We start from the raw sequence: 20,103 nt of genomic DNA on the forward strand, positions 1-20,103 counted from the left end.
TCGAAAGGAAGAGCATGAGACGACAGACGAGATGGATGGCCGCGCTCGCGGTCGCGGGAGTGTCGCTGCTGGCGACGGCGTGCGCGAGCACGTCCGAGAGCGCACCCGAGTCCGCTGCAGAGGCGGCGCCCGAGGCCGCGCCGGAGAGCACGACCGAGGGCGCTGCGGCGGAGGGGCGACTGGCCGTCGCGTACGAGAACGGTCTCGCCGTGCTGGACGGCGAGACGCTGGAGGTCGTGGACCGCTTCGAGACCGAGGAGTTCACGCGCCTCAACCCCTTCGGCGACGGGCGCACGGTCGTGGTCACGACCTCGCAGGGCTTCCAGGTGCTCGACACCGCAGAGCCCGCGCTGACCGACCTCGTCTTCGACGCGACGACGCCGGGGCACGTGGTCATCCACGAGGGGAAGACGGTCCTGTTCGACGACGGCACCGGCACCACGACCATCCTCGACACCGACGCGTTCGGCGGCGGGTACGACGGCCTGCCCGAGAGCGAGACCTACGTCGCGGACGCCGCGCATCACGGGGTCTCGATCGTCCTCGACGACGGCACGCTCGTCACGACGGTGGGCGACGAGACCGCGCGCACCGGCGCCGTCGCCCTGCACGCGCATGACGATCACTGGGACGAGGCCGCCTCGAGCGACCAGTGCCCCGGCATCCACGGCGAGGGCACGGCGGCCGGCGAGGCCGTCATCTTCGGCTGCGAGGACGGCGCCCTGCTCTTCCAGGACGGCGCCTTCACGAAGCTCACCGCGCCCGACGACTACGGCCGGATGGGCAACGCGTACGTCTCCGAGACGAGCCCGATCGTCGTCGGCGACTACAAGAGCGACCCCGACGCGGAGGGCTACCTGCTGAACGCGCTCACGCTCGTCGACACGGAGGCCGTCACCTACGAGGTCGTCGATCTGCCGGACGACGTGCAGTTCACCTACCGCGACGTCGCGCGCGGACCGGAGGACCTCGCGTACATCCTCGCGACGGACGGGCGCATCCACGTCCTGGATCCCGAGACGGGCGGGCTGACCGACGCCTTCGAGGTCGTCGCTCCGTGGGAGGGCCCGGCGGAGTGGCAGGACCCGCACCCGGCCATCAAGGTGTCGGGCGACATCGCGTACGTCACCGAGCCCGCGGCGAACGCCGTGCACGCCGTCGACCTGACGACGGGGGAGACCGTGGCGTCCGCTGAGCTCGACGCAGCGCCGAACGAGCTCGCCATCGCGCTGGGCTGACCGCGTGACGTCCGGGGGTGTCGGATCTGCGACACCCCCGGGCGGACCGCCTCGATTGGCGCAGGGGGAGCGGTTCCGGTATGCTCTTGCAGGTTGAGAACTTCGGTTCTCGATGAGACGGGGCTATAGCTCAGGCGGTTAGAGCGCTTCACTGATAATGAAGAGGTCCCAGGTTCAAGTCCTGGTAGCCCCACTCCATCTCCTCGCGGGGCCTTAGCTCAGTTGGTAGAGCGCTTGCTTTGCAAGCAAGATGTCAGGAGTTCGAATCTCCTAGGCTCCACAGTTCGAAAGGCCGCCCGCGGGCGGCCTTTCCTCGTATCCGGGCTGGACGACCCGCGGCTCACCGCCAGCGGTGGATCACGAGCCACCGTCCGGCGTCGTCGACGGCGAGATCCGCGACCTCCGTCACACCGTCGCTCGCCCGCCGGATGGTGGCACGCCAGCCGTCCCCGGCCGGGCGGCCGTCGACGCGGGGTGCCGAGCCGAGAGCGGTGGGGCGGTCCACCACCCGCCAGCGCTCGCCGTCGAGCACGAGGCGCTGCGGACAGCCGGCCGGGTCCGCCCAGACGGCGACGGGGACGGGAGCGGGTGCGATGCGCATGACGAACCTCCGAGAACCAATGTTCTAGAAGCGTACGCGGATACCCCGACATTGTCTCGGTGCTGCGTTCTATTCTCCTGAACGTCGGCCTCGGGGCGGGGCCGTGGTTCCGCGCTCGATGAGGGTCGGCGGGATGAGCACGTGCTGCGGCTCGGCCGACGCGTCGTCGATGCGAGTGAGAACGGCGCGAGCGGCTGCGGCACCCACCTCGCGGCTGCGGTCGTCGACGGTCGTGAAGGAGAGGTAGCGGCTGTTGGCGAGAGGGGAGTCGTCGTAGCCGACGAGGGAGACGTCTTCGGGAATGCGGTGCCCGTGCTCGCGGAGCGCGGCGGCGGCGCCCAGCGCCATGACGTCGTTGGCGGCGAAGACCCCGGTGACATCGGGGTGGTCGGTGAGCAGGCGCCGTGCGGCCTGGAAGCCGCCCTCCTCCGTCGTCTCGTCCTGCCCGCCCGCGACGAGCGGCTCGAGGCCCGCCTCGCGCGCGGTGGCTACGAAGGCGTCGCGGCGCAGCGTGGCCGAGCCGCCAGCGCCCGTGAGGTGCCCGATGCGCCGATGCCCGAGATCGAGGAGGTGCCGCGTCGCGAGGGCTGCCCCCTCCGCGTCGTCGTTCGCGACGGTGTCGGCACCCGGCACTCCCTGTGCGCGCCCTCCCACCAGGGCGACGGGCACGGGGACGCGCGCGGCGGCGGCGTCGGGCTCGGCGGCGATGACGATCGCCTCGGCGTGCGTGGCGACGAAGCCGTCCACGGCGTGGCTGTCGCGTCGCAGATCGGCCACACTCACCTGGAATCCGCGCTCGTCGAGCACGTCGCGCATGCCGTCGAGCAGGTCGACGAACCAGAGGTTGCGGAAGTCGTCGATCACGAGGCCGATGTTGCGCGTGCGCACGCCGGCGAGCGCCGTCGCGGCGCGGCTCGGGCGATACCCGAGCTCCTCGATCGCCGCGTGGATGGCCGCGCGGCTCTCGTCACCCACCTTGGGTGACCCGCGCAGCACGAGGGAGACGAGCGACTTCGAGACGCCCGCCCGCACGGCGACGTCGTAGATCGTCGGTCTGCCGGCACCGGCCATCCGACACCCCCTTGCGAAAGTCTTTGACAGGACATTAAGTCGTGACCTAGTCTACCCGTTGTACCGCTCCAACGGACGCCACCCCCCATCCTCGAAGGAGAGATCCGATGCCCGAATCGCTGGGAGTCGCCGTCATCGGCGCCGGCATGGCGGGGCGCGCCCACGCCGCCGCGTACCGCACGGCGCCGACCGTCTACGACAGCACCCTGCCGCCTATCCGCCTCGTGTCGATCGGCGATGTGAACGCCGAGTTCGGCAGCCTGGCCGCGCGCCGCTTCGGCTACGAGCGGAACGACACCTCGTGGCAGGCGATCGCCGAGGCCGACGACATCGACGTCGTGAGCGTCGTCGTCGCCAACCACCTGCACCGCGAGATCGTCGAAGGGCTCCTCGCCGCCGGCAAGCACGTGCTGTGCGAGAAGCCGCTAAGCGACAGCCTCGACGACGCGATCGCCATGGCCGATGCCGCGCGCTCGGCCTCGAGCATCGCGCGCATCGGCTTCACCTACCGCCGCTCGCCCGGCATCGCCTACATCCGCGACCTCGTGCAGTCGGGCGTTCTCGGCCGCGTGCTGCACTTCAGCGGCCGCTACTGGACGGACTACGCCGCCGACGCGCACATCCCGATCAGCTGGCGCTTCAAGGGCGCCCCCGGCTCGGGCGCCCTCGCCGACGTGGGCAGCCACCTCGGCTATATCGCCGAGTTCATCGGCGGCGACATCCGCGAGGTCTCCGGCGGACGGTTCGCCACCGTCATCTCCCAGCGTCCGAAGCCCCTCGGCGCCGTCATCGGCCACGAGCACGGCGCGGTCTCCGACGAGCTCGACACGGTCGAGAACGACGACTACGCCGCGTTCTCGTTCGACTTCGCGGATGGCGGTGCCGGCGCGATCGAGGTCTCCCGCGTCGCCGCCGGCCACGCGAACTCGCTCTTCCTCGAGGTGTTCTGCGAGAACGGATCCGCCACGTTCGACTTCCGCAACCCGACCGAGATCGGCCTCATGCTGAACGAGGGCCCGACGGCCCAGCGCGGGTTCCGCCGCGTGCTGCTCGGCCCCGAGCACCCCTACATCCGCGGCGGCCTGGCGATGGATGCCACCACGGTCGGCTTCGGCCAGAACGAGGGCTTCGTCTACCAGGCACGCGCCTTCCTCGAGGAGGTCGCCGGACTCCCGGCGGAATCCTCTCTTCCCCGCTGCGCGACGTTCGACGAGGGCGTGCACAACATGCGCCTCCTCGGCGCGGTCGCGGAGTCCGCATCCCGTCGCGGCGAGGCCGTCGACGTCACTACGGAGGTGTTCGCATGAAGCTCGGCGTCTACAACGCGATCCTGCACGACCGCTCGCTGCCCGAGGCCCTGAAGGTCGTCGCCGACCTGGGTCTCACGGGCATCGAGCTGAACTCCGGCGGCTTCCTGCCGGCGGTGCACATCCCGACGTTCGACGACATCCTCGTCTCGGATGCCGCGCGCGATGACTTCCTCGGCCTCTTCGAGGGCACCGGGGTCGAGATCGCCGGCCTCAACGCCAACGGCAACCCGCTGCACGCGAAGCAGGAGATCCGCGAGAAGCACGCAGAGGACATCCGCCGCTCCATCCGCCTCGCCGAGCGCCTGGGCCAGACGCGTCTCGTGACGATGTCGGGCCTGCCCGGCTCGGACGCGACGGCGAAGTACCCGAACTGGATCGTCAACGCGTGGAACTCCGCCGCGCTCGACGTGCTCGACTACCAGTGGGGTGTCGCGGCGGACTTCTGGCGTGAGACCGACCGCCTCGCGGCCGATCACGGCGTGAAGGTCGCGCTCGAGCTGCACCCTCAGAACATCGTCTTCAACACCCGCGACGTCCGCAAGCTCGTCGAACTCACCGGCGCCACGCACGTCGGCGTCGAGCTCGACGCGTCGCACCTGTTCTGGCAGCAGATGGACCCCGTCGCGGTCGTCCGCGAGCTCGGCGAGCTCGTCTTCCACGCCGCGGCCAAGGACGTGCGCGTGAACCCCGAGACGGCGAAGCTCTACGGCGTGCTCGACAACGGCTTCCGCCGCCTCGACCCCTCGGAGCCGCGCACCAACCTCGGTGGCGACGAGTGGGCGAACGAGTGGCCGAAGCCGGCGGCCTGGGACTTCGTCGCACTCGGCAAGGGCCACGACACGGCGTATTGGACGGAGTTCCTCCGCGCCCTGCACGAGGTCGACCCCGAGATGCGCGTGAACATCGAGCACGAGGACGTCGAGCTCGGCCGCATCGAGGGCCTCGAGGTCGCCGCGAAGGTCCTGCGCGACGCCGACCGCGCCCTGCAGGAGTCGCTCGCCTGAGCCGGCTCGCCTGAGCAGCACGGCCATCCGCTCGCTCGCACTCGCGCGCGGGGCGAGCGGATGGCCGTGCGCGTGTGACGACGACGGGTTATGGAAAACCCGAAAGAAGGTCTCCGGCTGACTCGGCGGCGCCCGAGGGGGCGCCGCCATAGCGTGGAGGCATGACCACACAGCTCGCCCCCGCGACGACCGCTCGGACGTCGACGCTCCTGCGCGTCGCGGGCGCCGTCGCGCATCTCGCGGCACTCGCCTTCCTCGGCGCCGTCGCGTTCACGGTGCTCCTCACGCTGCTCGGCGTCGGGATCGGCCTGGTCCCGGTCATCGGGATCGGCCTCCTCCTCCTCGTCGGCCTCGTCTACCTGCTCTACGGCGTCGCATGGCTCGAGACAGCCCGGGTCGACGGCCTGTACGGCTTCGGGCTCCCCGCTCTCACCTGGCGGCCGCGCGTCGGCCCCGGCTTCGGCGGCTACCTGCGCACCCTGCTGCGCCAGGCCGTCGACCCGCGCATGTGGCGGGCGCTCGCCAACCTCGCGATCGCGACGTTCTTCGGCGCGCTCGTCCTCACGCTGCTCCGCGCCCTCGTCGCGTCGATCGTGACGTGCTTCGCGCCGCTCGCCGGCGCCGAGACCGTGCGGACGGTCTTCGGCCTCGAGATCGCGACCGCGTGGGCCATCCCCGTGGGCATCCTCGGTGCGGTGGTGTCGGCGGCCGGCATCATCGGGCTCGCGCTGCTCCACGGCGTGCTGAGCCGAGCCATCCTCGTGCCGTCGCAGGAGGAGCAGCTCGCCGCCCAGGCCCGCACCTCCGATGCGCAGCGAGCCGGTGCGGTCCGCGCCTCCGAGGTGGAGCGCACGCGCATCGAGCGCGACCTCCACGACGGCGTCCAGCCGCGCCTGGTCTCGGTCGGCATGACGCTCGGCCTCGCTCAGCAGAAGATCGACAGCGACCCCGATGCCGCCCGCTCGCTCATCGAGGAGGCGCACACGTCGACGAAGGCCGCCATCACCGAGCTGCGGCAGCTCGCCCGCGGCATCCACGCCTCGGTGCTCGACGACCGCGGCCTCGACGCCGCGCTGTCGGCCCTCGCGGGGCGCTCGCACATCCCCGTGCACCTCGATGTGCGCATGGAGGGCCGCTGCAGCCGCGAGGCGGAGGCCGCGGTGTACTTCGCGATCGCCGAGTCGCTCACCAACGCCGCCAAGCACTCGCGGGCAGCCGAGTGCCGCGTCACGGTGCGGCGCCGCGACGACGGCGTGCTGTGGGCGCGCGTCGAGGACAACGGCATCGGCGGGGCCCGCGTGCTCCCCGGCGGCGGCCTCGACGGCATCTCGAACCGCATCCTGTCGGCTGGCGGCGCCGTCCGCCTCGACAGCCCGAACGGCGGCCCCACCGCCCTGGAGGTGAGCGTCCCGTGCGCATCCTGATCTGCGAGGATTCCGTCCTCCTCCGTGAGGGCCTCGTCCGCCTCCTCGAAGACGCCGGCCACGAAGTCGTCGCGGCTCTGCCCGACGCAGAGGAGCTGCTCGGGGCGGTCGCGGCGTCGGTGCCCGAGCTGTGCATCCTCGACGTCCGCCTGCCGCCCACGTTCACCGACGAGGGCATCCGCGCGGCGATCGCCGTCCGCGCCGCGCACCGCGAGCTCCCCGTCCTCGTGCTGTCGCAGTACGTCGAGGAGCGGTACGCGAGCGAGCTCATCAGCGCGCACGGCGCGGCGATCGGCTACCTGCTCAAGGACCGCGTCGCCGATGTGGCGGACTTCCTCGAGTCCGTGTCGCGGATCGCCCAGGGCGCGACCGTGCTGGACCCCGAGGTGGTCGCGCAGCTGCTGAGCCGCCGCACCCGCGACGAGCGGATGGCCCGGCTCACGGAGCGCGAGCGCGCGACGCTCGCGCTCATCGCGGAGGGCAAGTCGAACCAAGCGATCGCCGGCGTGCTCTTCGTCTCCGAGGCGAGCGTCGAGAAGTACGTGACCGCCATCTTCCAGAAGCTCGGCCTCGAGCCGGGCGAATCGGGCAACCGCCGCGTCCTCGCGGCCCTCGCCCACATCGAGAACACGGGCGGAACGCCCCAGACAGGAGCGACACGATGAGCACCCCCACCACCCCGCCGCCGTTCGAGACCGCGGCCCGTCCGCCGGCGCCGGAACGGCCATCCGCCCCTCCGTCCGGCGGCAAGACGGTCGCCATCGTCGTCTCGGTGATCGGCGGTGTGGCGCTTCTCGGGGCCGCCGTCGGCGCCGGGGTCTCCGCCGCTCGCGGCGCCGCCGCAGGCGACGAACTGCTCACCGCGGATGCCCGCGGCGTCCAGGCCCTCTCCGTCGACGCATCGGCGTCGTCCTTCTCCGTCGCCTACGCCGACGTCGACGAGGCGGTGCTCGAGGTCACCGCGGGCGCGGGCGGCGGATGGTCGCTGTCGCGTCGCGGCGGCGAGCTGATCGTCGACCGACGTGGCGGGCTCTTCGGAGGATGGTCGTTCGGCGACTGGTTCGGCGACGGCGAGGACACGGCCGTGCTGACGCTGCCCGAGGGGCTCCGCGACGCATCGCTCGACGCCGACCTCTCGCTGGGGGGCGGCAGCCTCACGGCGGAGGGGACCTTCGGCGACGTGCAGGCCGATGTCGGCGCGGGGTACCTGAGCCTCGAGGGAGCCGCCCGCTCCCTCGACCTCGACCTCAGCGCCGGGCAGGCCGAGGTGACGCTCGCGGGGGTCGAGCGCGCCGACTTCTCCATCGCCGCCGGTCGCGTCGACGCGGTGATGCGCGACGAAGCCCCGACCGAGGTCTCGGTGGACGTCAGCGCGGGCTCGCTCGACCTCGCGCTGCCCGACGTCGAGTACGCGGTGACGTCCGACGTCGCCGCCGGCGACCTCGACAACCAGCTCGACGTCTCATCGGCGTCGCCGCACCGCATCCAGGTGGAGCTCGCCGCCGGCGACGCCACCCTGCGCCCCGGCGGGCGCTGAGCGAGCGGGGCGAAACGCCGCTCCGGCTCATATTCCGAGAGCGGCATCCACCCCCTCATTGCATGCCGTTCGGACCATCCGCACGCCCCCGCCGCTCGCTTTTCGCGTTCGGCGGGGGCGTGCCGGAGGATGGATGCCATGGCCCAGGATCGTCACCGCCGCGTCATGGAGAGCGTGCGCAGAGCGCTCTGGAGCGACTCCTCCCACGCGGCGCCGACCGAGATGCTCACGGTCATCGACGACGCCATGGTCGTGCGGATCATCGACCTCGCGATGCGCGTGTGCGAGGTGATGCTGTCGGTCGGCGCATCGGCCAAGGAGGTCGTGCTCGCCGCGCTCCGCATCACCGGCGCCTACGGCCTGAAGAGCGTTCACGTCAACGTGACGTACAACTCGGTGACGGTCTCCGATCATCGCGGCGGCGACGGCCATCCCGTCACCCTCATGCAGGTCGTCCGGTCGGCCGTGCCCGACCACGCGAAGCTCCAGCGGCTGCAGGCGCTCGTCACCGACATTGAGGAGGGCCTGGACCTCCGGGAGGCGCGGACGCGCTTCCGCGAGATCCGCCGCACGCCGTTCCTCTATCGACCCGGGGTCGTCATCTTCGCGCAGGCCATGCTCGCCGTCGGCGTCGGGGTGATGTTCGGGGCGTCGTGGATCGTCCTCGTCGTGACGTTCCTCGCCGCGCTCGGCGTCGCCGGATCGCAGGCGGGGCTCGCGAAGCTGCGCGTGCCGATGTTCTTCACGCAGATCTCCGGCGCCTTCGTCCTGACCATCGCGACGGTGATCACGGCCGTGCTCGCGCAGATGGGCGTGGAGCCCTTCACCGACGTGCGACCGACCATCGTCGTGTCGTCGGGGATCGTCCTCATGCTCGCCGGCCTCGCGGTGGTGGGCGCCGCGCAGGACGCCATCGACGGCTTCGCGCTCACCGCGGGCGGGCGCATCCTCGAGCTCACCCTGCAGACCCTGGGCGTGGTGCTCGGGATCGTGGTCGGCCTGCAGCTCGCGAGCGCGCTGGGCGTCGGGCTGCAGCTGCCAGCGGAGGCGCTCCCGCTCGGATCCTTCCCGGGTCAGATCATCGGGGCCATCCTCGTCGCCGTCACCGTCGCGGTCGTGAACGGCGCGGGGCTGCGCATCGTCGTGGTGAGCGTGGTGCTCGCCGCCATCGGCTGGATCGGGTACGCGATCCCGTCCACGGCGGGGATCGACGCCGCCGCCTCGAGTTTCGTCGGCGCCTTCGCCGCCAGCCTCTTCGGAGCCTTCATCGCCTACCGCCTGCGCGTGCCATCCGTCGCTGTCACGACCGCCGCGATCGTGCCGCTGGTGCCCGGCTCGGCCGTCTTCCGCGGGCTCCTCGGGTTCGTCGAGGCGGGGGACGACACCGGGCGGCTCATCGTCGCCGCCCAGGCCCTCGTGACCGCCGGGATGATCGGCATCGCCCTCGCCGCGGGCGCGACGCTGGGCCTCTTCATCGGATCGCCCCTGCGCGCCTCGCTCGACGGCGTCCGCATGCGCGTCCGGACGACCGCGCGGCCGCGCGCCGCCGCGGGGGCGGGGCGCATCGTCGCGGTGCCGCGCCGCGAGGAGGGTGAGCCGGGGGCCGCTGCTCCGGGTCAGTAGGCTGGCGCCATGGATCTCAGAGTCGCCGCGTACGCCGTCATCGTCGACGACCAGGACCGCCTGCTGCTCTCGCGTTGGATCGAGGGATCGAAGCCCGCGTGGACGCTCCCCGGCGGCGGCATGGACCCGGGGGAGCACCCCGAGCACACCTGCCGCCGCGAGGTGCGCGAGGAGACGGGCTACGAGGTGGCGCTCGGCGGCGTCCTCGGCGTCGACTCCGCCGTGATCCCCGCGCGGAAGCGGCTGTCCGGAGTGGGGGACCTCCAGGCGCTGCGGATCATCTACCGGGCGACGATCACCGGCGGATCGCTCGCCTACGAGATCGACGGCTCCACCGACATGGCCGAGTGGATCCCGCTGTCGCGGGTGCGGTCGATCGAGCGCGTCTCGCTCGTCGACACGGCGCTGCGGATGGCGGGGCTGCTGTGAGAGAGGAGCGCCCCGTGCACAACCGGATCCTGCTCGTCAACGGACCGAACCTCAACCTCCTGGGCGCCCGCGAGCCGGAGATCTACGGCTCGGACACGCTCGACGACGTCGTCTCCCGCGTGGAGCGCACGGCGTCGGAGCTCGGCTTCGCCGTGCGGGCGGTGCAGAGCAATCACGAGGGCGTGCTCATCGACGCCATCCACGCCGCGCGCGAGGACTGCGACGCCGTGGTGATCAACCCCGGCGCCTTCACGCACACGTCCGTGGCCCTGCGCGATGCGCTCACCGGCGTGCACCTGCCGTTCGTCGAGGTGCACATCTCCAACGTGCACGCGCGCGAGCCGTTCCGGCACCACTCGTACCTCTCCGACGTGGCGAGCTGCGTCATCGTCGGAGCGGGCGTGCAGGGGTACGTCTTCGCCGTCCAGCGGATCGCGGCCCTGCTCGCGAGCTGAGATCAGCGGATGGCGGCGATCGGGTCGGTGATGTCGGCGACGGTGGCGCCGTAGGCCGCGATCAGGGCGTCGGCGTCGACATAGAGGGTGTAGCCGCGGGCTCCCGCCCCCATCGAGACGCGCTTTCCGACCATCCGCTCGTCGGCGTAGACGGGCCAGTCGTTCGCGGAGCCGAGCGGCACGATGGTGCCGCGCTCGTAGCCGGTCGCGGCGAGGGCGAGTGGCGGCTCGGGCAGGCGCAGTTTGTTGACGCCGACCACCGAGCGGAGCTTGCCCCACGAGATCGCGCGGTCGCCCGGCACGAGGGCGAAGTAGTACTGATCGCCCTTGCCCTTGACGACGAGCGTCTTGACGATGTCGGAGGGCGCGATGCCGCGCAGCGCCGCCGCCTCTTCGAGGGAATCCGCGGCGGGCGACGCCTGCACGTCGATGTCCAGGCCGCGCGCGTCGGCGGCCTCGCGCACGCGGCGCGTGGCGTCGTCGGCGGTCATCGGGGAGTCAGCCCGAGCCATCCCGGCGCGCCCATATCACCAGACGATGTCGTCTCACCGAGGGGACACGGCCGGCTGCGGCATTGCGTGTCGGTTCGGTGAGACGACATCGTCTGATGCGGGAAGGACGAGGCGCGGCTCAGGCGTCGGGCGCGGCCAGCGGGTCGTCCGCCACCCACAGCTCGTCGTCGGCACGCAGCGTCTGCCATGCGGCGTAGAGCACGCCGACCGCGGCGCCGATGCCGAGGATGAGGGCGATGACCGGACCGGCGCTCGACTTCTTCTTCGGCGGGGGAACGGGAGCCGAGCCCAGGTGGGCGAGCTTCGCGCGCGCGTCGGCCGAAGCGTCCCACGCGGAGAGCGCCTTGCCCGCAACGGTGCCGGCGACCGGCAGCAGCGAGAGCTGGACGAACTTCTTCGAGGCGCTCATGCCGCGATCGACATACGGACGTGCGCGGTCCACGTAGGGTCCGACGTGCTCGTGGTACTTCTCCTCGACCGTCGGAGCGACCTGCTGCCGTCCGAACGTCTCGAGCTGGCGGCCCGCCTGCTTGGCGAGCTCTGCAGCGCTGGCGGCGACGACCTGCTGTGCCTCCCAGACATGCGCCGCGGACTGCTGGAGCTTCTTGAGCTCCTTCTTCTGCTTTTTGCTGAGGTCGAGGCTCACGTGTGCCCTCCCGCGTCGATGGGGTCTGCTTTCGACCATCCTGCCAGATGGTGCCGCGGATCAGCGCCGCCCTTGCGGACTCTGCGAGAATGTGCGCATGACTCAGCACACCGCCGTCGCGACCATCCACACCAACCACGGCGACATCGTGGTCAACCTCTTCGGCGACCACGCGCCCAAGACTGTCGAGAACTTCGTCGGGCTCTCCGACGGCTCGAAGGAGTGGACCGACCCCCGCACGGGCAAGCCCGGCGAGGGAGCGCTCTACCAGGACGTCATCTTCCACCGCATCATCCCGAACTTCATGATCCAGGGCGGCGACCCGCTCGGCCAGGGCGTCGGCGGCCCCGGCTACCAGTTCGACGACGAGATCCACCCGGAGCTCGACTTCAACGCTCCCTACAAGCTGGCCATGGCGAACGCCGGCAAGCGCCCCAACGCGATCACGGGCAAGATGAGCGGCACCAACGGCTCGCAGTTCTTCATCACCACCGACCCGACGCCGTGGCTGCAGGGCAAGCACACGATCTTCGGCGAGGTCGCCGACGACGCCTCCCGTGCGGTCGTCGACGCGATCGCCGCAGTGCCGACCGGCGCCGGCGACCGTCCCCGCCAGGACGTCGTCATCTCGTCGATCGACATCGCGTCGGTCTGACCGCGTGACCGCCGCCGACCGTCCTCGCAATACGGACGACTTCTGCTACCGGCATCCCGATCGGCAGAGCTTCGTCCTGTGTCAGCGGTGTCTGCGCACCATCTGCGCGGAGTGCCAGACGCAGGGGCCGGTCGGCGTGGTCTGCCCGGAGTGCATGAAGGAGCAGCGGAAGAGCCGCACGAGCGCGCAGCGACGCGCTGAGCGCCGCTGGGGCGGCCGGTCCGTCTCCGCGGTCGGCGGTCGCCCGCGCGCGATGGGCTGGATCGCGGGCGTCACCGCCGCGGTCTACCTCCTCCAGATGCTCGACACCTACGCGCTCGGCGGCGCCCTCGGCGTGCAGTACTGGCTGATGTTCTACGCGCCGGCGCTGTACCCCGACCTCACGGCCGTGTTCCAGCCGTGGCGGCTCGCCACGGTGGCGCTCGTGCACGGCGGCTTCTGGCATGTGGGGCTCAACCTGCTCTCGCTGTGGATGATCGGACGCATCCTGGAGCCGATCATCGGCACCGCGCGGTTCCTCGCCGTGTACGCCCTGTCCACGATCGGCGGCTCCGTGGCGGTGGCGCTCCTGGCCTTCTCGACGCCCGTCGTCGGCGCCTCCGGGGCGGTGTTCGGGCTTCTCGGCGTGCTGCTCGTGATCGGCCGGCACCTCGGCGGGGACATCCGCGGCATCCTCGTCGTGCTCGGGATCAACCTCGTCATCGGATTCGTGCCGGGCTTCAACGTCTCCTGGCAGGCGCACGTGGGCGGGCTCGTGACCGGCCTCATCGTGGGGCTCATCCTCGCGCGCACGAGCGAGCGCAGCCGACGCGGGCTCCGCATCGCGCTGCTGTCCCTCGTCCTCGTGGGACTCCTCGCGCTGCTGGCACTCCCGCCGGTGCTGCATCCCGCCGCGTTCGCCTGACGCAGGCCTCTCTCGCACAAGGGCCGGACCCCTCGGGGTCCGGCCCTTCGTCGTTCTCCCGGCGGAGTTCTCCACAGGTTCTCCACAGCTGTGGGGAGGTTCTCCACGGTTAACCCGGCGTTCTGCACGGGCTCTCCACCGGGTTCTCCACCTGATTTCCCCACTTCTCCACCGAGTTATCCACAGCGTTATCCCCACTTGGGGATGAATTACACGGCTGTTGTTCACAGCTGTGGGCGGCCCTGGGGATGAATCACACGGTTGTCATTCGCTCACGGATCCCGTGAGACGCCGTAGAGACCCCCGCCCGTTCTCCTGCCGGAAACCTCGTTGGCGTAGGCTCGCTCTCGAGCGCGAAAGGATCTGCGATGACCGACCCGCTGCAGCTCGGCCCCGAGCACGACTCCCCGCGGCGCGCCAAGCGCACCGCGAAGAAGCGCCGTGGCGCGTGGACCGCGGTTCTCACGATCTTCGGCGTCCTCCTCCTCGTGGGGGGAGTGGCGATCGGCGCCTCGACCCTCCTGGCGCCGCAGGCCGTCGAACACGCTTACGGCACCGTCAAGGTCAGTGTGGCCGAGAAGGTGCAGGAGGTGCAGGAGGAGGTCTTCGAGGAGCTCCCCAGCGTCAAGAAGGGCGCGTCCGGCGGGAAGACCGAGCTCGACTGGTGCGACGGCACCTTCACGGAGATGCTCTCGTACGAGCGCGAGGGCGTGCCACCGGTCTGGGCCGCGCACAACAACTGCGGCGGCGACGTCATCCTGCCGTGGGAGAAGGGCCAGCGCCTGCGCATCGAGGGCAGCGACCAGGTCTACGAGATCGTGGACATCCGCTACACCTCGAAGATCTGGTCCTCGACCGCCGACCTCGTCGGGCTGAAGGGCGAGTTCGCGCTCCAGTCGTGCTTCTACGGCGAGGACCGCATGAAGTTCATCGGCCTCGAGCCCGTCGAGTAGCGCAGCCACGGCAGCACGCCGCCGCACGCCAGCACGGGCACCGCGAGCAGGACGTACATCGCCCCGTACGCGTCGGGCAGCCATGACGCGGGGCTCGGCAGGAGCAGCGCCCCCGCGAGAAGCGGCGCGACGACCGGCGCCAGCGTGTTCGCGACGTTGAAGACCCCGAGGCCGAAGGCCGACGCCTCGGGCGGCAGGGCAGCCTGAACGAGCGAGCGGGTGGCGGTGTATCCCGCTCCCACGCCGACCCCGGCGACGGCGGTCGCGATGAGGAACGGCCCCATCGCCGTCGCGATGCCGCGCCCGATCATCGCCGCCGCGACCAGCACCAGCGCCGCGCCGAGGAGCCTGCGGGGGTCGGCTTTCGAGAGCGGGGTCGCGGCGATGGCGCTCGCAGTCGCGGTGACGGCGACCGCGCCCAGGAGCGTGGCCAGCGACACCATGCGCACGGCGTCGGCCTCCGACAGGTGCCACCGATCGAGAAAGAGATACAGCCCGAAGGTGAGGCCGGCCGCGAGCTCGACCGCGAGCACGAAGCGGATGAGCGATGCGGCCAGGAAGGCGCGCGTCAGCACCGATCGGATGGCCGGCCGGCCACCGGTCGCGGCGGCGGTGGACGGGGCGTCGTCCCGCGGCAGACGACGCACGATGAGCAGGATGGCCGCGGTCGCGAGGGCGGGGACGGTGAGGATCATCCCGGTCAGGCTGTGCGGGAGGAGCGCCGCGAGAGCGAGCCCGGGGAGCGTCCCGACGAACGACGCCGCGGAGAAGACACCGGCCGCGCGCGTGCGGTCGGCCGGGGCGAGCCGTGCGGAGAGGAGGCCGTTGATGGCTCCGAAGCACGCGTTGTAGGCCGCCTGCGCGAGCATCCACGCCGCGCCGAGCCAGGCGATGTGCGTCGCGCTGATGAGCGCCCCGGAGGCGAGCAGACCGACCACGGCGCCACCGACCAGCCAGCCCCGTCGCCCGGTCCGGCTGCGATCGGCGGCCCAGCCGAAGAGCGGATTGGCCACCATCGCCGTCGCGGAGCCGGCCGCGATGATCGCCGCGAGGGCGGATGGCGCGCCGTCGTCTCCGACGAGGTCGCGCGTGAGGACGGAGAGCCCGACGACGGCGGGGGCGGTGAGCGAGCCGAGCACTGCGCACTGCGCGATCGCGAGCAGCAGGATCCGTCTCATCGCGCCTCGGGCGGGTCGAGCAGTCTCAGGACCGCCGCTCGCGCCAGAGCCTCGTCGCGCGTCGTCACACCCAGCTTCCGATAGAGCGAACGCAGCTGCGCCTTCACGGTGTTGACGGATACGAAGAGGCGCTCCGCGATCTCCGCGCGGCTCGCCGTCTCGGCGAGAGCCTGCAGCACGATCGCCTCGCGCGGGCTGAGCACGGGATGCGCGTGGTCCTCGGCGATCGGCTCGGGGCGCGCGTCGAAGGCGTCGAAGTCTCGGCGGAGCACCTCGGCGGTGCCGCGCTCATCCGCCGCGACGAGGAGCGCGAGGAGTCGCTCGCGATCGGGCGCCGTCATGAGCTGCAGAGGCCACCGCAGCTCATGCTCCGCCACCGTGGCGGCGATGCGCGCGCCGGCCTCGTGCGCGGCGCGCGCCTCCCCGCTGCGGAGGGCGCGCCGCACGTCCGCAATGGCGGCGAGCATCTCCTCGATCGGATGGGCCCCCGCGGCCGGCAGCGGACCGTCCGCCGGGGTCTGCAGGGACAGCAGCGTGCGCAGGAGCGATGACGGTCTGCGGCTGCCGGCGCGCGGAGGTTCCGGTGCCGCCCCGGCGAGGAGGTCCAGGAGCACGCTCGTCACCGCGAGGCGCTCCCGCGCGGCGGGCAGCGTCGAGCGCCGCACGCGTGTGCTGCAGGTGCGCTGGAAGCGGTGGGCGGCCTCCTGACGACGTCGCAGCATCGTCTTCGCGATCACCCGCGGTGTGAGGATGAGGTCCCAGTGCTCGATGGTCTGCAGGTGCGGATCCAGGACGTCGAGTTCGGCGAGGGCTGCCGCCGGGTCGGCGTCGTCGATCATCGTCCACGCGCGAGCGATGCGCGCAGGCGCGCCCATGTAGCCATCGCGCCAGGTCTCCGGCCAGTCGGCGTCGACGATCGCCGCAAGACTGCGCCGTGCCGCGTGAACTCGTCCCTCCAGCGTCTCCAGGAGCGCGAGGCCCGCCAGCGCCGCGTTCCGACGATGCCGGAAGTCGTGCCGTTCTGAGAACTCCACAAGCAGGGCGAACGCTCGGCGGGCGGTCGGATGGTCGCGCGCGTAGAGCGCGCTGATCGCGCTCTGGCACAGGACCGTGCCCACGATCTCGGCCAGTCGGGGATCGGACGGGAGGCCGTCCAGCAGATCGACGCAGCGTCTCGCGGCCTCGGCCATCCGCCGTTCCTGTCCGAGCATCCGCCAGACCAGGCTCTCCAGCCCGCGGTGCACGGCGGTCTCGAGGGGGCCGAGGCTGCGAGCCTGCACGCGCGACATCACGGCCGCCGATGCGAAGAACTCGGGAGCGCGTCGCTGTGTCGCGGGTTCGGCGTTGAGCACGAGCCCGTACCAGAGGGCGAGCAGCGGATGGCGGTGGATCTGCACCGCGGGGATGCGTCGGAGGAGCGCCACGACCCGTGAGCCCTCCTCCCGCCGAAAGGGGAAGGCGCGCAGCGCGACGTGGGCGGCGAACTCCAGGTCGCGCGCCTCGAGCGCGTACTCCAGCGCGGAGAGGTCGTCCTTCAGCTCGTCGAAGAGCCAGCGGGCGATCAGGCGCCGCAGCTCGGCGAGGCGGCGCGGGTCCTGCGCGCTGAGGTCGGCAAGCGCCTGCTCGCGCACTGCGGTGCGGAAGCGGAAGAGCTGCGTCCCGTCACCCGCCTCGCCTCGATGACCCGCGCCGGCCTGCTCGAGACGGCGGAGGAGAGCTTCCGCATCGCCTCGCCCCGTCACCTCGGCGATGAGCGCGGCGCTGACGGCGGGGGCGAGAGCAAGCTCCGCGACCAGGCGGCGCAGGCCCGGTTCCCCCATCCGCTCCGCGACCTCGAGTGGAGTGGTCGCGAGGGCGGACGCGGTCGACGCGAAGTCCTGCTGCGCGATGACCCGGCGGGAGACCGCAGTGTTCGGCGTCTCGAACGCGGTGGCGGAGCGCGTCGCAACCACGCAGCGCATCGTGGCGAGCTCTCCCAGCACCTCGAGCAGGTCGGCGGCGATCCGGTCCGACACGGTCGTGTCGCGCGGGAAGCCGTTCACGACCAGCGTCACGGGCGGGTCGGCTTCGCGGAGCGCGCGAATGAGGGCGGCGACCGCCATCTCGGGGGCCTCGGAGAGCGCGGTGATCTCGCGGTAGAGCACGGCGTCGGGGAGGAGCCCGCGGGCGTGCGCCTGCGTGAGGGCGCGCAGCCAGAACGCCGCCGCCGTCGGGGCGGCAGACTCGCCGTCGATCCACACGATCGCCGTGCCCGCGTGGTCTGCTCGCGCCACCCAATGTGCGAGGACGCTGCCAGGATCGTGGAGGTCGCGCAGGACGCACAGCCGCTCCGGGCCGCCGAGCGCCGCGACGAGATCGTCGGCGACCGCGGCCTCCGCCGAGGGGAGGAGCAGCGCCGGGAACGACGCGCGCGAGGTCATCGAACAGGAAAGGTCGGGCCCGCCTCAGGCGAGCGCGCGGTGCGGCGCCGTCACCGCCACTGCGTCGTCATGAGGAAGCCGACGAAGGCGATCCCGAAGCCGATGACGAGGTTCCATGCGCCGATGTCGGGGATCGGGAAGGCCATCCCCGAGAGGTAGAAGACGAGGATCCACACCAGCCCGATGAGCATGAAGGCCACCATGACGGGCTTGAACCAGACGGGGTTCGGGCCCTTGCCGGTCTCGGGCTGCTCGAGGGGTTCGTCGCCCTGGGATGCTCGTGCCATGGGCAGGAGTCTACTAGGACGCCCGAGCGGTTCCGCCGCTAGCGGCGCGCGGCGTCGGCGGTGGGCTTGGGAGGAGTGGGCGTCGGCGAGGGGGTGGCTTCCTCGCCCGTGCACACGCCGAGGCGGATGGTCGACTTGATCGGGACGGAGCCGATGGCCGACTGCGAGACGACGCCCGGCTGCGACGACGGCTCGCACGTGTCGTCCTCGACGACCTCGGGGGTGAGCCCGAGCTGGGTCAGCGCGCTCTCCGCGGCCTTCAGCGAGAAGCCGCGGAGGTCGTTCACCTGGACCCGCCCGGTCGCGACCTCGAGGTCCACGGTGGCGCCGGCGGGCAGCTCGTCGCCCTCGGCGACCGTGTCGCCGTCGGAGTGCACGCTGAGGACGGTCGACTCCGCGTGCTCGGCGTCGTCCACGGGGAGGATCGCGCCGAGGGAGAGACCCGCCGCGGCGATGGCGTCGCGCGCCTGCTTCTCGGTCATGCCGACGAGCGCGGGCAGCGCGGCGACCTCCGGTCCGTCGGAGACGTGCACCTCCACCTGCTGCCCCGGGCTCATCGAGAAGCCCTCATCGGGCTGGGTCTCGATGACGATGCCCTCCTCGACGGTGTCGCTCGCCTCGTCGCGGCGGACCGGCGCGAGATCCGCCGCCTCGAGCTCCTCGACCGCGCGCTCGTAGGTCATCCCCGCCACGTCGGGCACGATGCGCGCACTCGCCGGCGTGCCGTCCCAGGGGCGGATGGTCGCGAGCCAGAACACGAGGGCGACGATGAGCACCGCGATGAGCGTGACCGCGGACCAGATCCAGGCGACCGGCGGGCCGGACTGCGTGCGCGGCATGGTGGTGTCGCTGGAGAGCTGCCGCAGCGTCTGCGCGGTCTCCTGCGCCTGCCGCGGGCTCGGCCCGTAGAGCTCGCTGGTGAGCGTGTCGAGCTCGCGCTGCGTCGGCGCGCGGCCATCCAGGGCGGCGTCCAGCGCCTCGCGGAAGCGGGCGGCGTCCTGATAGCGCTGGAACGGGTCCTTCGCGAGCGCGCGCAGCACCACGGCGTCGAGAGCGCGGGGCAGCTCGGGGTTGAGCGCGGAGGGCGTCACCGGAGTCTCGCTGACGTGCTGGTACGCGACCGCGACGGGGGAGTCGCCTCGGAACGGCGGACGACCGGTCAGCAGCTCGTAGAGCACCACCCCCGCCGAGTAGAGGTCCGCGCGTGCGTCGACGGCCTCGCCCTTCGCCTGCTCGGGAGAGAAATACGACGCAGTGCCGAGGATGGCGGTGGTCTCGGCGACCGTGGACGACGAGTCGGACACGGCGCGCGCGATGCCGAAGTCCATGACCTTCACCTGGCCGGACTCCGTGATCATGACGTTGCCGGGCTTGATGTCACGGTGCACGACGCCTGCGCGGTGGGAGTACTCGAGCGCCTCGAGGATCCCGTCGACGTACCGGATGGCGACCGTCGGCGCGACCGGGCCGCGCGCGACGATGTCCTTGAGGAGCGTTCCGCTGACGAGCTCCATGACGATGAACGGCACGGGGCGCAGCGTGCCGGTCGCATCGGTCTCGCTGTCCTCGCCGGCGTCGAACACGCGCACGATCGACGCATGCGCCATCCGGGAGGCTGCTTGCGCCTCGAGCCGGAACCGGGTGCGGAACGTGCTGTCGCTCGCAAGATCGCGTTCGAGGATCTTGATCGCGACCGTGCGGCCGAGCTTCTCGTCGTAGCCGCGGAAGACGCTGGCCATGCCGCCTCGGCCGATCAGCTCGTCGACCCGGTATCGGTCGTTGAGCACGCGTGTCTCGGCCTTCACGGATGGACCCCCCTGGAGAAGCAGGCGGGGTCAGCTTAGCCTCACCCGCTG

At 71.7% G+C, this 20,103-nt stretch carries 20 protein-coding genes and 2 tRNA genes; 14 read left to right on the forward strand and 8 right to left on the reverse strand.

Annotated features, from left to right (window positions below):
- Nucleotides 1–14: 14 nt before the first annotated feature.
- From aztD to D7D94_RS10655, 3 genes are all read left to right on the forward strand, one after another.
- The gene (gene aztD, locus D7D94_RS10645; protein WP_156242582.1) at nt 15–1,238 is read left to right on the forward strand and encodes a zinc metallochaperone AztD; all 1,224 of its coding nucleotides are present in this window, start codon (nt 15–17) and stop codon (nt 1,236–1,238) included.
- 119 nt (nt 1,239–1,357) lie between these two features.
- Nucleotides 1,358–1,431: transfer RNA gene (locus D7D94_RS10650), tRNA-Ile, on the forward strand.
- A gap of 14 nt (nt 1,432–1,445) precedes the next feature.
- A tRNA-Ala gene (locus D7D94_RS10655) sits at nt 1,446–1,518 on the forward strand.
- 60 nt (nt 1,519–1,578) lie between these two features.
- On the opposite strand, the gene D7D94_RS10660 is transcribed toward D7D94_RS10655, so the two are convergent.
- Nucleotides 1,579–1,839, reverse strand: coding sequence for a hypothetical protein (locus D7D94_RS10660; RefSeq protein WP_156242583.1), 261 nt, complete (start codon nt 1,837–1,839; stop codon nt 1,579–1,581).
- A 69-nt stretch (nt 1,840–1,908) separates the two neighbouring features.
- A complete protein-coding gene (locus tag D7D94_RS10665) occupies nt 1,909–2,910 on the reverse strand; it encodes a LacI family DNA-binding transcriptional regulator (protein ID WP_156242584.1) in 1,002 nt (333 codons plus the stop codon).
- Nucleotides 2,911–3,017: 107 nt separating this feature from the next.
- Between D7D94_RS10665 and D7D94_RS10670 the strand changes: the two genes are divergently transcribed.
- The 8 genes from D7D94_RS10670 to aroQ all read left to right on the forward strand — a co-directional run bounded on the left by D7D94_RS10670 (nt 3,018) and on the right by aroQ (nt 10,692).
- On the forward strand, nt 3,018–4,217 hold the full coding sequence (locus D7D94_RS10670; RefSeq protein WP_156242585.1) for a Gfo/Idh/MocA family protein: 1,200 nt from the start codon (nt 3,018–3,020) through the stop codon (nt 4,215–4,217).
- Nucleotides 4,214–5,224, forward strand: coding sequence for a sugar phosphate isomerase/epimerase family protein (locus D7D94_RS10675; protein ID WP_156242586.1), 1,011 nt, complete (start codon nt 4,214–4,216; stop codon nt 5,222–5,224). The genes D7D94_RS10670 and D7D94_RS10675 overlap by 4 nt, the downstream gene beginning before the upstream one ends.
- A gap of 161 nt (nt 5,225–5,385) precedes the next feature.
- Nucleotides 5,386–6,648, forward strand: coding sequence for a sensor histidine kinase (locus D7D94_RS10680; protein WP_156242587.1), 1,263 nt, complete (start codon nt 5,386–5,388; stop codon nt 6,646–6,648).
- Entirely contained in the window at nt 6,636–7,313 is a 678-nt protein-coding gene (locus tag D7D94_RS10685; RefSeq protein ID WP_156242588.1) for a response regulator transcription factor, read from the forward strand. Before D7D94_RS10680 ends, D7D94_RS10685 begins: the two co-directional genes overlap by 13 nt.
- The gene (locus D7D94_RS10690) at nt 7,310–8,185 is read left to right on the forward strand and encodes a hypothetical protein (protein WP_156242589.1); all 876 of its coding nucleotides are present in this window, start codon (nt 7,310–7,312) and stop codon (nt 8,183–8,185) included. The genes D7D94_RS10685 and D7D94_RS10690 overlap by 4 nt, the downstream gene beginning before the upstream one ends.
- Before the next feature lie 138 nt (nt 8,186–8,323).
- Nucleotides 8,324–9,808: a threonine/serine exporter family protein gene (locus D7D94_RS10695; RefSeq protein ID WP_156242590.1), complete on the forward strand. Its 1,485-nt coding sequence runs from the start codon at nt 8,324–8,326 to the stop codon at nt 9,806–9,808.
- A gap of 9 nt (nt 9,809–9,817) precedes the next feature.
- Complete coding sequence (locus D7D94_RS10700; RefSeq protein WP_156242591.1) at nt 9,818–10,237, forward strand: NUDIX hydrolase; 420 nt, start codon at nt 9,818–9,820, stop codon at nt 10,235–10,237.
- A 14-nt stretch (nt 10,238–10,251) separates the two neighbouring features.
- On the forward strand, nt 10,252–10,692 hold the full coding sequence (aroQ, locus tag D7D94_RS10705; RefSeq protein ID WP_156242592.1) for a type II 3-dehydroquinate dehydratase: 441 nt from the start codon (nt 10,252–10,254) through the stop codon (nt 10,690–10,692).
- A gap of 2 nt (nt 10,693–10,694) precedes the next feature.
- Here aroQ and D7D94_RS10710 read toward each other — a convergent pair whose 3' ends face one another.
- Complete coding sequence (locus D7D94_RS10710) at nt 10,695–11,183, reverse strand: aminoacyl-tRNA deacylase (protein WP_156242593.1); 489 nt, start codon at nt 11,181–11,183, stop codon at nt 10,695–10,697.
- A 139-nt stretch (nt 11,184–11,322) separates the two neighbouring features.
- On the reverse strand, nt 11,323–11,850 hold the full coding sequence (locus D7D94_RS10715) for a DNA helicase (RefSeq protein ID WP_246171774.1): 528 nt from the start codon (nt 11,848–11,850) through the stop codon (nt 11,323–11,325).
- Nucleotides 11,851–11,947: 97 nt separating this feature from the next.
- Here D7D94_RS10715 and D7D94_RS10720 point away from each other — a divergent pair, with 97 nt between their 5' ends.
- From D7D94_RS10720 to D7D94_RS10730, 3 genes are all read left to right on the forward strand, one after another.
- Nucleotides 11,948–12,505 carry a peptidylprolyl isomerase gene (locus D7D94_RS10720; RefSeq protein ID WP_156242595.1) on the forward strand — a complete coding sequence of 186 codons (558 nt, stop codon included), beginning with the start codon at nt 11,948–11,950 and terminating at the stop codon, nt 12,503–12,505.
- A gap of 4 nt (nt 12,506–12,509) precedes the next feature.
- On the forward strand, nt 12,510–13,409 hold the full coding sequence (locus D7D94_RS10725; protein ID WP_156242596.1) for a rhomboid family intramembrane serine protease: 900 nt from the start codon (nt 12,510–12,512) through the stop codon (nt 13,407–13,409).
- Between the two features lie 368 nt (nt 13,410–13,777).
- The gene (locus tag D7D94_RS10730) at nt 13,778–14,362 is read left to right on the forward strand and encodes a hypothetical protein (protein ID WP_156242597.1); all 585 of its coding nucleotides are present in this window, start codon (nt 13,778–13,780) and stop codon (nt 14,360–14,362) included.
- Here the strand turns inward: D7D94_RS10730 and D7D94_RS10735 are convergent.
- The 4 genes from D7D94_RS10735 to pknB are packed head-to-tail and all read right to left on the reverse strand — an operon-like array spanning nt 14,314 to nt 20,052.
- On the reverse strand, nt 14,314–15,540 hold the full coding sequence (locus tag D7D94_RS10735) for an MFS transporter (protein WP_156242598.1): 1,227 nt from the start codon (nt 15,538–15,540) through the stop codon (nt 14,314–14,316). The genes D7D94_RS10730 and D7D94_RS10735 overlap by 49 nt on opposite strands.
- Nucleotides 15,537–17,960, reverse strand: coding sequence for a helix-turn-helix transcriptional regulator (locus D7D94_RS14470; protein WP_156242599.1), 2,424 nt, complete (start codon nt 17,958–17,960; stop codon nt 15,537–15,539). The genes D7D94_RS10735 and D7D94_RS14470 overlap by 4 nt, the downstream gene beginning before the upstream one ends.
- A gap of 50 nt (nt 17,961–18,010) precedes the next feature.
- Entirely contained in the window at nt 18,011–18,247 is a 237-nt protein-coding gene (locus D7D94_RS10745; RefSeq protein ID WP_156242600.1) for a cell division protein CrgA, read from the reverse strand.
- A 38-nt stretch (nt 18,248–18,285) separates the two neighbouring features.
- Nucleotides 18,286–20,052 (reverse strand): Stk1 family PASTA domain-containing Ser/Thr kinase, encoded by a 1,767-nt coding sequence (pknB, locus tag D7D94_RS10750; RefSeq protein ID WP_156242601.1) that lies wholly within the window; start codon nt 20,050–20,052, stop codon nt 18,286–18,288.
- Between the last annotated feature and the right edge of the window lie 51 nt (nt 20,053–20,103).

Source organism: Microbacterium oryzae, assembly GCF_009735645.1.
GTDB classification, from domain to species: Bacteria; Actinomycetota; Actinomycetes; order Actinomycetales; family Microbacteriaceae; genus Microbacterium; species Microbacterium oryzae.